We start from the raw sequence: 13317 nt of genomic DNA on the forward strand, positions 1-13317 counted from the left end.
CTTTCTAGAGCGAGCCGCCTCCGGCGTTAGGAAGGGTCCCTTGCGCTGCGGAATCCGCTAACAAGGGGCCCTTCCTAATCCCCCGTCAGCGAGCGGGAAGCTCGCGGTCCAGCGCCAGGTTGAGCTTCAGGACGTTGACACCGGGCTCGCCCATGAAGCCCAGCGACCGGCCGAGGGTGTTCTCGTCCACCAGCTTGCGGACGGCAGCCGGGTCCGCGCCACGCTCACGCGCGACCCGGTTGACCTGGAGCTGCGCGTACGCCGGGCTGATCTGCGGGTCGAGACCGGAGCCGCTCGCGCTCACCGCGTCCGCCGGCACCGGCGAGTCGGCCGGCGCGTCACCGCGGATCGCGGTCAGCACACCGCCCGAGTAGTCCTCGCCGGGCTTGCCGCACTCGACGGTGACGCCCTCGTAGCTGGCCAGGAACGGGGTGGCCGGGCAGTCCTGGTTGACGCTGACCGCCCGGGTCACCGCGCCGGTCAGGCCCTGCGCCCGGAACACCCGGAGCACGGCGCCGACACCGTCGGTGGTGCAGAACTGGCGGGCGCCGGAGACGCCCTCCCGCGCACCGATCTCGAGGCTGCGGGCGCAGACCTGGGTGAGCAGGCTCTGCGTACCCGCGTCGGGGTTGCCCTCGTCGTCGACCGCGCCCGGCACCGGCAGGACGTCCTCGATGCTCTCCGGGCCCAGGTTGGACGCGGCCGTCGAGGTCGGGTCGTAGCCGTCGCCGGCCGCGGACGGCCGCGACTGGAAGTAGGTCAGCACGGGCTTGCCGTCGGCGTCGGTGAACGACTGCCCGATCAACCCGCTGCCCACCTCCTTGCCGTCGGCGGTGGTGATGATCGAGCCGTTCGCCTTGTCGTGCAGGCCCGGGATCTGTGCGATCCCGAACATCACGAACGGGTAGGCGATGCCCAGGATCACGGTGAAGACCAGGACGGCGCGCAACGCCGCCAGGTGCTGTGAGATCCAGGAAGGTAGACGCATCAGAAGATCCCTTGGATGATCAGGTCGATGATCTTGATGCCGATGAACGGGACGATGATCCCGCCCAGGCCGTAGATCCAGAGGTTGCGGGTCAGGAGCTTGGAGGCGCTGCTCGGCCGATAGCGCACGCCGCGCAGGGCGAGCGGGATCAGCACGATGATGATCAGCGCGTTGAAGATGACCGCCGACAGGATCGCCGACTCCGGGCTGGACAGCCGCATGATGTTGAGCGCGTCCAGGCTCGGGTAGATGCCGGCGAACATGGCCGGGATGATCGCGAAGTACTTCGCGATGTCGTTGGCGATCGAGAACGTGGTCAGCGCACCCCGGGTGATCAGCAACTGCTTGCCGATCTCGACGATCTCGATGAGCTTCGTCGGGTCCGAGTCCAGGTCGACCATGTTGCCGGCCTCTTTCGCGGCCGACGTGCCGGTGTTCATCGCGACGCCGACGTCGGCCTGCGCGAGCGCGGGCGCGTCGTTGGTGCCGTCACCGGTCATGGCGACCAGCCGGCCACCCTCCTGCTCCTTCTTGATCAGGGCCATCTTGTCTTCGGGCTTGGCCTCGGCGAGGAAGTCGTCGACACCGGCCTCGTCCGCGATCGCCTTGGCGGTACGCGGGTTGTCGCCCGTGATCATGACGGTCCGGATGCCCATGCGGCGCATCTCGTCGAACCGCTCGCGCATGCCGGCCTTGACGACGTCCTTGAGGTGCACGACGCCCAGCGCCCGGGCCGGCTCGCCCTCGATGTGCTCGGCGACGACCAGCGGCGTGCCGCCGGAGCCGGCGATCGCGTCCACGGTGTCGCCGACCTGCTCGGTCGGGTGGCCGCCGTTCTCGCGTACCCACTTCATCACGGCCGAGGCCGCGCCCTTGCGGATCCGGCGGTCGGTCAGGTCCACACCGGACATTCGCGTCTCGGCGCTGAACGGCACGAACTGGGCGTTCGGCATCAGGCCTTCCTCGCGCGCCCGCAGGCCGTAGTCCTGCTTGGCCAGCACGACGATCGAGCGACCCTCGGGCGTCTCGTCGGCGAGGCTGGAGAGTTGCGCCGCGTCGGCCAGCGTCTCGGGCGTGACCCCCTCGACCGGCAGGAACTCCGACGCCTGCCGGTTGCCGAGCGTGATGGTGCCGGTCTTGTCGAGCAGCAGGGTGTTGACGTCGCCCGCGGCCTCGACCGCGCGGCCGGACATGGCCAGCACGTTGCGCTGGACGAGGCGGTCCATGCCGGCGATGCCGATCGCGGAGAGCAGCGCACCGATCGTGGTCGGGATCAGGCAGACCAGCAGCGAGACCAGCACGATGCCGGAGATGCCGTCCCCGTTGATCGCGGCGGTGTCCGGCGCCGCGCCCTGGAACGCCTTGGCGAAGATCGCCATCGGCTGGAGGGTGACCACCGAGAGCAGGAAGATGATCGTGAGCGCGGCCAGCAGGATGTTGAGCGCGATCTCGTTCGGGGTCTTCTGCCGGCTGGCGCCCTCGACCAGCGCGATCATGCGGTCGATGAAGCTCTCACCGGGCTTCTGCGTGATCTTGACGACGATCCGGTCGGACAGCACCTTCGTGCCACCGGTGACCGCGCTGCGGTCGCCGCCGGACTCCCGGATCACCGGGGCCGACTCGCCCGTGATCGCCGACTCGTCGACGCTGGCGATGCCCTCGACGACGTCACCGTCGCCGGGGATCACCTCGCCGGCCGCCACCACGACGATGTCGCCCAGGCGGAGGTCGGCGGCCGCGACGACCTCGTCGCGGTAGCGGCTCTGATCCTGACCGGGCGTCCACTCGGTTAGCCGGATGGCCATGGTGTCGCGCTTGGCCGCCCGCAGGCTCGCCGCCTGTGCCTTGCCGCGCCCTTCGGCGACGGCCTCGGCCAGGTTCGCCGACAGCACCGTGAGCCAGAGCCAGATCGTGATCAGCCAGGCGAACAGCGTCGGGTCGCCGATCGCGAGCACGGTCGTGAACACCGCGCCCACCTCGACGATGAACATCACCGGGTTGCGCCACAGGGTGCGTGGGTCGAGCTTGGCGAGCGCCGCGGGCAGCGACTTCCAGAGCTGTTTGGGGTCGAGCAGCCCGCCGCCGATCCGGCGCTGCGCGCCGGACGTTGTTGTCGCAGTCATCTCCATAGTCCTTTGTGGGCGGCTCAGAGGCCTTCGGCCAGCGGGCCGAGGGCGAGGGCGGGCAGGAAGGTCAGGGCCACCAGGACCACGGTGACGCCGACGAGCATCCCGACGAAGAGCGGCCGGTGGGTCGGCAACGTGCCCTTCGACTCGGGCACCGGTTGCTGTGCCGCCAGAGAGCCGGCCAGGCCGAGCACCATGATGATCGGCAGGAACCGGCCGAGCAGCATGGCGAAGCCGAGCGCGGTGTCCCACCACCCGGTGTTGACGGTGATGCCGGCGAACGCGGACCCGTTGTTGTTGGCCGCCGAGGTGAAGGCGTAGAGCACCTCGGAGAAGCCGTGCGGGCCGACGTTGAGCATCGTCGTGTGGTTCTTCGTCGCCATCGCCGCCGCGACACCTGTCAGCACCGTCGCGGGCGTGATCAGGAAGTAGATCGAGGCGAACTTGATCTCACGCGCGCCGATCTTCTTGCCGAGGTACTCCGGCGTGCGACCGACCATCAGACCCGCGACGAACACGGTGATCACGGCGAGCACGAGCATGCCGTAGAGACCCGCGCCGACACCGCCGGGCGCGACCTCACCGAGCATCATGTTGATCATCGGCATCATGCCGCCGAGCGAGGTGTACGAGTCGTGGAACGAGTTGACCGCACCTGTCGAGGTGAGCGTCGTGATCGCGCCGAAGCTGGCCGAGTCGGAGACGCCGAACCGGATCTCCTTGCCCTCCATGGCCGCACCGATCGCGTGCGGGACCGTGCCGTTGCCGGCGATCTCGAACACGTTGGTCAGGCCGATGCTGGCGATGGCCAGGATGCCCATCACCGCGAGGATCGCGTACCCCTGGCGGTTCTGGCCGACCATCCGCCCGAACACCCGGGGCATGCTGACCGGGATCAGCAGGATCAGGAACAGCTGGATCCAGTTGGTCCACGGCGTCGGGTTCTCGAAGGGGTGGGCGCTGTTGGCGTTCATGAAGCCGCCGCCGTTGGTGCCCAGCTCCTTGATGACCTCCTGGCTGGCCACCGGGCCGCCGGTGATGGTCTGCGTCCCCCCGGTCAGCGTGGTCACGTCGTGCCCGCCGGAGAAGTTCTGCACCACACCGCCGATGACCAGCGCGACGGTCGCGACGACCGCGACCGGCAGCATGATCCGCAGCGTGATCCGGGTCAGGTCGACCCAGAAGTTGCCGAGCGTGCCGCTCTTGCGGCGGGCGAACCCGCGCACCAGGGCCACCGCGACGGCCACGCCGACGCTGGCGGACACGAAGTTCTGCACCGCGAGGCCGGCCATCTGCGACAGGTGGGTCATGGTCGACTCACCCGAGTACGCCTGCCAGTTGGTGTTGGCGACGAACGACACCGCCGTGTTCCAGGCGACGTGGTCGGTCACACCCGGGAAGTTCGGGTTGGGCCAGAGCACGTGCTGGAGGCGCAGCAGGGCGTACAGGAAGAGCAGCGAGATGGCGGAGAAGGCGAGCAGACTGCCCGCGTACGCCTTCCAGCTCTGCTCGCCCTCGGGGTTGACCCGCAGGATCTTGTAGATGCCGCGCTCGGCGAGCGAATGCCGGGCACCGACGACGACCCGGTACATGTAGTCGCCGAAGTAGCGGTACGCGACCGCCAGAGCGGCGAGGAGCGAGACGATGAACAACACGCCCGCGACAGTCATGCTCATCAGAAACGCTCCGGGAACAGCAGTGCGGCGAGCAGGAAGACCGCCAGCGCGGCCGAGATGATCAGGCCGATGAGGTTGACGGCGCTCACAGCTTGGACACCCCCCGCACCACCAGGGCGAGGATGGCGAAGAACGCCACCGTCACGAGTACGAACAGCACGTCAGGCACGTGCACTACTCCTCTTCATCGAGTCCGGGGCAGCCTGGAGGTCGGACAGGTGCCGGAAGGATGAAATCGCCTCCGATTCCCCACGGGAACGGGTCCAGACGCGCTCCATACGCGGCCTGACGGTTTCTTGACGCCGTCGCTACGCGCGGGTGACCGGGACCACGGCGGTGGCGTGCCGCGGCTACCGTGACGACGTGATCGTGCGTACGCGATGGGTCGTCCCGCACCCGCCGGAGGCGTTGTGGCCGGCGCTGTGCGACTCACGCCTCGAGCTGCGGCCCGCGTGCCCCGTGTTCTACGTCGGCACGCCCCGGCCGACGCAGTGCCGGCTGCCCGACGGGCCGGGCGAGGTGGGCGCCGCCCGGCAGTGTGTCTCGGAGCAGGGCGAGGTGCGGCAGCGGATCACCGCGTGGGAGCCGCCGGCCCGGCTGGCGTTCCGGATGGAGTCGACGAACCTCGGGTTCCATCGGTTCGTCGACGAGCTAGGGGACGTGTTCGAGCTCGCACCGTCCGGCCAGGGCACCTCGGTCACCCGGACGACGACGGTGACCGTCCGCGGATTCGGCCGGCCCGCGCTGTATCCGGCCCTCTGGGTCGGGCTGAAGTCGGTGCACCGCTTCGTCTTCCGCAACTGGCAGAAGATGTCCCTGCCGTCAGGCCAGCGCGACGACGACCGCGGACTCGGCGGGTAGCTGGACTCCGTCGCGCATGACCGTGGCGCCTGACTCCGTGGCCAGTAGGACCGAGCGGATGAAGCCCGGCAGCGTGATGCGTTGCGGTTTGCCCGCCAGGTTCGCGGCAACCGCGACCCCGCCCCGGTGCATCACCAGCCACTGGTCTCCGTGGGTCACCTCGATCTTGTCCAGGCGGGGGTCGGAGAGGTCCGGTTGGGCTTTGCGCAGCGCGATCAGGCGCGTGTAGAAGGCCAGGATCTCCGCGTGCTCAGGCTTGTCGAGCTCCGCCCAGTCGAGCCGCGACCGCAGATAGGTGGCCGGGTCCTGGGGGTCCGGCACGTCGCCCTCGGGCCAGCCGTGTGCGCCGAACTCGCGGCGGCGGCCCGTCGCGACCGCGGCGGCCAGCTCTGGCTCCGGGTGGCTCGTGAAGAACTGCCACGGCGTGCTGGCGCCCCACTCCTCGCCCATGAAGAGCATGGGGGTGAAGGGCGCCGTGAAGAGCAGGACCGCTCCCACGCGGAGCAGGCCAGGCGACAACGACGCGGTCAGGCGGTCGCCCAGGGCACGGTTGCCGATCTGGTCGTGGTTCTGGAGGTACGCCACGAAGCGGTAACCGGGGACTCGAGTCCGGTCGACTGGGCGGCCGTGGACCCGCTGGCGGAACGACGACCAGGTGCCGGCGTGGAAGAAAGCACCGGTCAGGACATCAGCCAGGGTCTGCGGCGAGCCGAAGTCGGCGTAGTAGCCCTGCCGCTCCCCCGTCAGCAGGGTGTGCAGGGCGTGGTGCGCGTCGTCGTTCCACTGCCCGGTCAGGCCGTAGCCGCCACCCTCGCGCGGGGTGATCAGGCGCGGATCGTTGAGGTCCGACTCGGCGATCAGTGACAGCGGCCGGCCGACGTGGGCCGACAGCGCGTCGACCGCGACCGCGAGCTCTTCGAGGAGGTGCACGGCGCCGCGGTCGACCAGGGCGTGCACGGCGTCCAGGCGCAGCCCGTCGACGTGGTAGTCGCGGAGCCAGCCGACCACGCTGTCGACGATGTAGGACCTGACCTCGCCGGACAGCGGGCCGTCGAGGTTGACGGAAGAGCCCCAACTGGTGCCGGGGCCCTCGGACAGGTAGGGGCCGAACATCGGCGCGTAAGCCCCCGAAGGGCCGAAATGGTTGTAGACGACGTCGAGGACCACCCCCAGGCCGCGCTGGTGGCAGGCGTCGACGAAGCGCTTGAGACCGTCGGGGCCGCCGTAGGACTCGTGCGGCGCGAACCAGCAGACCCCGTCGTACCCCCAGTTGTGCTCGCCGTTGAACGCGTTGACCGGCAGCAGCTCGACCAGGTCGACGCCGAGGTCAACCAGGTGATCGAGCCGCGAGATGGCCGAGTCGAAGGTGCCCTCGGGCGTGAACGTGCCGATGTGCAGCTCGTAGAGCACGCTGCCGGGTAGCTGGCGACCCGTCCACCCGCCGTCAGACCACGAGAAGAGAGACTGGTCGTAGACCCGGCTCGGACCGTGCACCCCGGACGGCTGCCAGGACGACCGCGGGTCCGGCAGCGGCAGGTCCTCGTCGCCGAGCAGGAACGCGTAGTCGGTGCCGGGCGCGGCCGACGGCACGTCGAGCGTCCACCAGCCCGCCCGGGCGGAGTCATGGTCCATCGAGAGGTCCGAGCCCGACACGCGCAGGCGAACCCGCGACACGTCCGGAGCCCACACGGAGAACACAGTCACGGCGCCACCACGGGTTCGGCGGAGGTCAACAAGGCCACCGGATAGCGGTCGAGCAGGCTCGACACCGGGACCCGTCGCCCACTGTAGACCCGGCCGGTGAACGAATCCGTAAAACGCCGCGAAGACGCAGAGTCATCAGGAACGGAAGAATTGCCCGGAAGGGTCAGATACGTCTCTCCCCAGCCGCCCCGCAGCGACAGCCCGACCGGCAGTCGGGTGGCCACCGCCAGCGCGCCACCGCGGTCGAAGGCGACCACGTGGTCGGCCGCCGGGCCGAACGCCGGCACCTGCCGGTAGCCGGCGAACAGGTCCGGCCGGTCCCGGCGCAGCCGCAGCGTCCGGGACACCACGAGCAGCTTGGCGGCACCGGTCTCGTCGACCGGCGGCTCCCACCCGCCGTCGAGCCGGGCGAGCAGCGCGGCCCGGGCGGCGAAGTCCACCGGGCGCCGGTTGTCCGGGTCCACCAGCGAGTAGTCCCACAGCTCGGTGCCCTGGTAGACGTCCGGCAGCCCGGGCATGGCGAGCTGCACCAGCTTCTGGCCGAGCGAGTTGGACCATCCGGCCGGCGTGATCTCGGCCGCGAAGGTCGACACCGATGCGGTCAGCGCCGGGTCGTCGAAGATCTGGTCGACCACCGTGTGCAGGGCTTCCTCGAACGCCGACGACGGGGAGACCCAGGACGTGGACACCGACGCCTCCCGGGCGGCCTTCTCCACGTACGCGTGCAGCCGCTCCCTGGTCAACGGCCAGGCACCCACCACCGTCTGCCAGAGCAGGTGGGCGAAGGACGGGTCGGGCAGTGGGGCTGCCGCCGTCCAGGAGGCGAGCACCCGCGCCCACCGGTCCGGCACCTCGGCGAGCACGGCCAGCCGGGCGCGTACGTCCTCGGAGCGCTTGGTGTCGTGGGTCGACAGCGCGGTCATCCCCCGCGGCCAGTTGCGCTGGCGGCGCGCGGCGGCCGCGTGGAACTCGCCCACGCCGACCCCGAACCGCTCCGGCGCGCCACCGACCTCGTTGAGGGCGACGAACCGGGTCCACCGGTAGTACGCGGTGTCCTCGACCCCCTTGGCCATCACGGCGCCGGTGAGCTGGGAGAACCGCTGCCCCAGCTCGTCCGAGGGCTCCCGCAGCCGGGCGGTCAGCGCGTCCAGCGTCGGGATCAGGTCGGGGCGCCGCCGGCCGGCCTCCGAGCGGGCACGGGCGAGATGACGCAGACCATCCGCACCGTACGACCGGTAGACCGGGAAGTTGGCCGCCAGCTCCGCGAGCCCGGCCGCGGCGTCCGGCAGCCCCGGCGCGAGCGCGGCCAGCCGGTGCAGCTCAGTCGGGAACATCCGCTGGGCGGCCTCGAGCTTGCAGGCGTGGGTCAGCTCCGGCCAGGACACGGCCACCCCGGTCAGCGCGGCGTCGAGGGCGCTGAACGCCCGCTCCCCCGCCGGGTCGACGAAGACGCCGCCGGCCTCACGCAGCGCGTCGTACCCCGTGGTGCCGTCGACCGGCCAGGCGGGCAGGTCCTCGCCGTACTCCAGGATCTTCTCGATCACCAGCCACACGCCCGGGGCCGCGTCGCGCAGCCGCGCCAGGTAGCCGACCGGGTCGCGCAGCCCGTCGGGGTGGTCGACGCGGATCCCGTCGACGTCGCCGGCCGCGACCCAGCGCAGCACCTCGGCGTGCGTCGCGTCGAACACCGCCGGGTCCTCGACCCGCAGCCCGGCCAGGTCGCTGACCGCGAAGAACCGCCGGTAGTTGAGCTCGCCGTCGCCGCGCTTCCAACCGACCAGCTCGTAGTGCTGCCGGGCGTGCACCTCCCGCGGCGTGCCGGCGCCCGTGCCCGGCGCGATCGGATAGCGGTGCTCGTAGTAGCGCAGCTCTCCGTCCTCGACCCGCAGGACGTCGAGGTCGCCGTCGTGCCCCAGGACCGGCACCAGGATCCGGTCCCGGGACCAGTCGATGTCGAACCAGCCGGCGTACGCGGATGAACGCCCGTTGCGCAGCACGTCCCACCAGGCCGGGTTGGCCGAGGGGACGGCGATGCCGGCGTGGTTGGGCACGATGTCGACGACGAAGCCGAGCTTGGCGGCGCGCAGGGCGGTCACCAGTCGCTGGCGCCCGGCCTCGCCGCCGAGCTGCGGATTGGCCTCCCGGTGGTCGACCACGTCGTAGTTGTGCGCCGAGCCGGGTGCGGCGGTCAGCAGCGGGGCGCTGTAGAGATGGCTGGCGCCGACGTCGGACAGGTAGCCGGCGAGGGCGGCCGTGTCGTCGAAGGTGAAGTCGGGGCGGATCTGCACGCGGTAGGTACCGGTCGGCGTCGCCATCCCCGGGCCTCAGACCGCGCGGTCGAGCACGACTAGGGATCGGTCGGGTACCACGATCGACGCACCTGCCTCCACCACTTGCTGCCCCTCTCCGGGGTACTCGGCCGTGCTGATCACGGCCTCCCATTTCTGTCCGTACTCGTTGCCGGGCGCGGTGAACCGCAGGCCCGCGTCGTGCGCGTTGAAGCAGAGCAGGAACGAGTCGTCGAGGTGCCGCTGGCCGTACTGGCCGCGCTCGCGGATGCCCTCGCCGTTGACGAAGAGCATCACCGCCCGGCCGAAGTGGTTGTCCCAGTCCTCGCGGGTCATCTCCCGGCCCTCCGGGGTGAACCAGGCGAGGTCCGGCAGTGGCGCGCCGGCGCTGCGGGTCTGCACCGGCAGGCCGCTGAAGAACCGGCGCCGGCGGAACACCCGGTGCCGGGCCCGGAACGCGGTCAGCTTCTGGACGAACTCCAGCAGGTGCTCGTCGACGTGCTCCCAGTCGACCCAGCTCAGGTCGTTGTCCTGGCAGTACGCGTTGTTGTTGCCGCGCTGGGTGCGGCCGAGCTCGTCACCGTGGCCGATCATCGGCACGCCCTGCGAGAGCAGCAGCGTGGCGAGGAAGTTGCGGCGTTGCCGGGCGCGCAGGGCGAGCACGCCGGGGTCCTCGGTCGGGCCCTCCACACCACAGTTCCAGGACCGGTTGTGGCCCTCGCCGTCGCGGTTGTCCTCGCCGTTGGCCGCGTTGTGTTTGTCGTTGTAGGACACCAGGTCGTTGAGGGTGAACCCGTCGTGGCACGTGACGAAGTTGATGCTGTGGAACGGTCGACGGCCGTCGTCCTGGTAGAGGTCGGCCGAGCCGGAGATGCGGGACGCGAACTCGGCCAGCGTCGCCGGCTCGCCGCGCCAGAAGTCGCGTACCGTGTCGCGGTATTTGCCGTTCCACTCCGTCCACACCGGAGGGAAGTTGCCGACCTGGTAGCCGCCGGGCCCGATGTCCCACGGCTCGGCGATCAGCTTGACCTGGCTGACCACCGGGTCCTGCTGCACGACCTCGAAGAACGTGGAGAGCCGGTCGACCTCGTAGAACTCGCGGGCCAGGGTCGCGGCCAGGTCGAAGCGGAAGCCGTCGACGTGCATCTCCTCGACCCAGTAGCGGAGCGAGTCCATGATCAACTGAAGCGAGTGCGGGCTGCGCATGTTGAGGCTGTTGCCGGTGCCCGTGTAGTCGACGTAGTAGCGCCGGTCCTGTTCGGACAGCCGGTAGTAGCTGGGGTTGTCGATGCCCTTGAAACCCAGCGTCGGACCCAGGTGGTTGCCCTCGGCGGTGTGGTTGTAGACCACGTCGAGGATCACCTCGATGCCGGCCGCGTGCAGGGTCTTCACCATGCCGCGGAACTCCTGCACCTGCTGGCCGAGGCGGCCCATCGCCGAGTAGCCGTGATAGGGCGCGAAGAAGCCGATGGTGTTGTAGCCCCAGTAGTTGCGCATGCCCAGGTCGGCCAGCCGGTTGTCGTGCAGGAACTGGTGCACCGGCATGAGCTCGATCGCGGTCACGCCCATCTTCTTGAGATGGTCGACGATCGCCGGGTGGCCGATGCCGGCGTACGTGCCGCGCAGTTCCTCCGGGACGCCTGGATGCCGACGGGTCAGCCCCTTCACGTGCGCCTCGTAGATCACCGACTCGTGGTACGGAATCCGTGGCGACCGGTCGTTGCCCCAGTCGAAGTAGGGGTTGACCACGACGCCCTTCGGCACGAACGGCGCGGAGTCGGTGGTCGACATCCGGTTGGGGTCGTCGAAGTCGTAGTCGTAGACCGCCGGGTCCCAGCGGACGTCGTCGTCGATCGCCTTCGCGTACGGGTCGAGCAGCAGCTTGTTGGGGTTGCAGCGCAGGCCGGCGCCGGGATCGAAGCGACCGTGCACCCGGTAGCCGTAGCGCTGGCCGGGCTCCACACCGGGCAGGTAGGCGTGCCAGACGTAGGCGTCGACCTCCTGCATGGTGACCCGGCGCTCGTTGCCGAGCCCCCACTCGTCGAACAGGCACAGCTCGACACCTTCGGCGACCTCGGAGAAGATCGCGAAGTTCGTGCCGGTGCCGTCGTACGTGGCCCCGAGGGGATACCGCTGGCCAGGCCAGACCTGCATGTGACGCGTGCCTCCTGTGGTGTACGAGCGGCACCGGCCGGGTCACGGCCGGTGCCGCCTATTGCCCCACCGACGGTAGCGTCAATCCTGCGGCGCACCGTGACGACGTTCACGCGCTTTTTGCAGGATCTTGCCCGATTTTGCGGTTAGCGCTGCTCGATCCCCACGTACTCACGCTGCGCGGCACCGGTGTAGAGCTGGCGCGGGCGGCCGATCTTGGTGGCCGGGTCGGCGATCATCTCGCGCCACTGCGCGATCCACCCGGGCAGCCGGCCCAGGGCGAACAGCACGGTGAACATCTTCGTCGGGAAGCCCATCGCCTTGTAGATCAGGCCGGTGTAGAAGTCGACGTTCGGGTAGAGCTTGCGCGACACGAAGAAGTCGTCGGCGAGCGCGATCTCCTCGAGCTGCATGGCCAGGTCGAGCAGCGGGTCGGACTTGGACATGCGGGACAGCACGTCCTGGGCCGACTTCTTCACGATCGCCGCGCGCGGGTCGTAGTTCTTGTAGACCCGGTGACCGAAGCCCATCAGCTTCACGCCGGCCTCGCGGTTCTTGACCTTGTTGACGAACGACTTGACGTCGCCACCGTCGGCCTGGATCTGGTGGAGCATCTCCAGCACGGCCTGGTTGGCGCCACCGTGCAGCGGGCCCATCAGCGCGTTCACGCCGGCCGCGACCGAGACGAACATGTTGGCGTTGGCCGAGCCGACCAGCCGCACCGTCGAGGTCGAGCAGTTCTGCTCGTGGTCGGCGTGCAGGATGAACAGCATGTCGAGGGCCTTGGCCATCACCGGGTCGACCTCGTACTTGGTCGCCGGGACGCCGAAGGTCATCCGCAGGAAGTCCTCGACGTAGCCGAGGGAGTTGTCCGGGTAGAGCAGCGGCTGGCCGATCGACTTCTTGTACGCGTACGACGCGATGGTCGGCACCTTGGCCAGCATCCGGATGGTGCTGATCTCGACCTGGTCGCGGTCGAACGGGTCGAGGCTGTCCTGGTAGAAGGTCGACAGCGCGCTGACCGCGGACGACAGCACCGGCATCGGGTGCGCGTCACGCGGGAAGCCGTCGAAGAAGCCGCGGAAGTCCTCGTGCAGCAGGGTGTGCCGGCGGATCTTGTCGGTGAACTCGGCCAACTCGTCGGTGGTCGGCAGCTCGCCGTAGATCAGCAGGTAGGTGACCTCGAGGAAGGAGGAGTGCTCGGCAAGCTGCTCGATCGGGTATCCGCGGTAGCGGAGGATCCCCTCGTCGCCGTCGATGTACGTGATCTCAGACTGGGTCGCGGCGGTGTTGACGAAACCCGGGTCATAGGTGACGTATCCGGTCTCCTTCAGCAGCGCGCCGACGTCGAGGCCCGCGGGGCCCTCCACGGCCGGGCGTACCGCCATAGAAAGCTGTCCGGCCGGGTGGTCTAGCTTGACATCGGTCATCTGGTCCTCGCTTTTGACGGGTGGGGGGATGTCACGTCGTTGTTACGCCTCAGTACAACGGTAATCGTTCGACATGATCCGCCGGAATCG

Annotated in this window: 9 protein-coding genes; 1 reads left to right on the forward strand and 8 read right to left on the reverse strand. The window is 69.5% G+C overall.

What is annotated here, in order from left to right:
* Positions 1–85: 85 nt before the first annotated feature.
* The 4 genes from BLV39_RS31730 to kdpF are packed head-to-tail and all read right to left on the reverse strand — an operon-like array spanning position 86 to position 4879.
* Positions 86–988: a potassium-transporting ATPase subunit C gene (locus BLV39_RS31730; protein WP_090800297.1), complete on the reverse strand. Its 903-nt coding sequence runs from the start codon at positions 986–988 to the stop codon at positions 86–88.
* Positions 988–3111 carry a potassium-transporting ATPase subunit KdpB gene (gene kdpB, locus BLV39_RS31735; protein ID WP_239083875.1) on the reverse strand — a complete coding sequence of 708 codons (2124 nt, stop codon included), beginning with the start codon at positions 3109–3111 and terminating at the stop codon, positions 988–990. The genes BLV39_RS31730 and kdpB overlap by 1 nt, the downstream gene beginning before the upstream one ends.
* 23 nt (positions 3112–3134) lie before the next feature.
* Complete coding sequence (gene kdpA / locus BLV39_RS31740; RefSeq protein WP_090800299.1) at positions 3135–4790, reverse strand: potassium-transporting ATPase subunit KdpA; 1656 nt, start codon at positions 4788–4790, stop codon at positions 3135–3137.
* Positions 4790–4879 carry a K(+)-transporting ATPase subunit F gene (kdpF, locus tag BLV39_RS31745; RefSeq protein ID WP_090800300.1) on the reverse strand — a complete coding sequence of 30 codons (90 nt, stop codon included), beginning with the start codon at positions 4877–4879 and terminating at the stop codon, positions 4790–4792. The genes kdpA and kdpF overlap by 1 nt, the downstream gene beginning before the upstream one ends.
* A 274-nt stretch (positions 4880–5153) precedes the next feature.
* Between kdpF and BLV39_RS31750 the strand changes: the two genes are divergently transcribed.
* On the forward strand, positions 5154–5651 hold the full coding sequence (locus tag BLV39_RS31750; protein ID WP_176985167.1) for an SRPBCC family protein: 498 nt from the start codon (positions 5154–5156) through the stop codon (positions 5649–5651).
* Here BLV39_RS31750 and treZ read toward each other — a convergent pair.
* The 4 genes from treZ to BLV39_RS31770 form a co-directional block, all read right to left on the reverse strand.
* Positions 5613–7355 carry a malto-oligosyltrehalose trehalohydrolase gene (gene treZ / locus BLV39_RS31755; RefSeq protein WP_090800302.1) on the reverse strand — a complete coding sequence of 581 codons (1743 nt, stop codon included), beginning with the start codon at positions 7353–7355 and terminating at the stop codon, positions 5613–5615. The genes BLV39_RS31750 and treZ overlap by 39 nt on opposite strands.
* A complete protein-coding gene (gene treY / locus BLV39_RS31760; RefSeq protein ID WP_090800303.1) occupies positions 7352–9670 on the reverse strand; it encodes a malto-oligosyltrehalose synthase in 2319 nt (772 codons plus the stop codon). Before treY ends, treZ begins: the two co-directional genes overlap by 4 nt.
* A gap of 9 nt (positions 9671–9679) precedes the next feature.
* Complete coding sequence (gene glgX, locus BLV39_RS31765; RefSeq protein ID WP_090800304.1) at positions 9680–11797, reverse strand: glycogen debranching protein GlgX; 2118 nt, start codon at positions 11795–11797, stop codon at positions 9680–9682.
* 146 nt (positions 11798–11943) lie between these two features.
* Positions 11944–13227 (reverse strand): citrate synthase, encoded by a 1284-nt coding sequence (locus BLV39_RS31770; RefSeq protein WP_090800305.1) that lies wholly within the window; start codon positions 13225–13227, stop codon positions 11944–11946.
* Positions 13228–13317: the final 90 nt, after the last annotated feature.

Origin of the sequence: Asanoa ishikariensis (assembly GCF_900107455.1) — a bacterium.
Lineage (GTDB): Bacteria > Actinomycetota > Actinomycetes > Mycobacteriales > Micromonosporaceae > Asanoa > Asanoa ishikariensis.

Coding starts and splice junctions, on each gene's coding strand:
- BLV39_RS31730 (WP_090800297.1), bottom strand. CDS start 988: ATGCGTCTACCTTCCTGGATCTCACAGCACCTGGCGGCGTTGCGCGCC.
- kdpB (WP_239083875.1), bottom strand. CDS start 3,111: ATGACTGCGACAACAACGTCCGGCGCGCAGCGCCGGATCGGCGGCGGG.
- kdpA (WP_090800299.1), bottom strand. CDS start 4,790: ATGAGCATGACTGTCGCGGGCGTGTTGTTCATCGTCTCGCTCCTCGCC.
- treY (WP_090800303.1), bottom strand. CDS start 9,670: ATGGCGACGCCGACCGGTACCTACCGCGTGCAGATCCGCCCCGACTTC.
- glgX (WP_090800304.1), bottom strand. CDS start 11,797: ATGCAGGTCTGGCCTGGCCAGCGGTATCCCCTCGGGGCCACGTACGAC.
- BLV39_RS31770 (WP_090800305.1), bottom strand. CDS start 13,227: ATGACCGATGTCAAGCTAGACCACCCGGCCGGACAGCTTTCTATGGCG.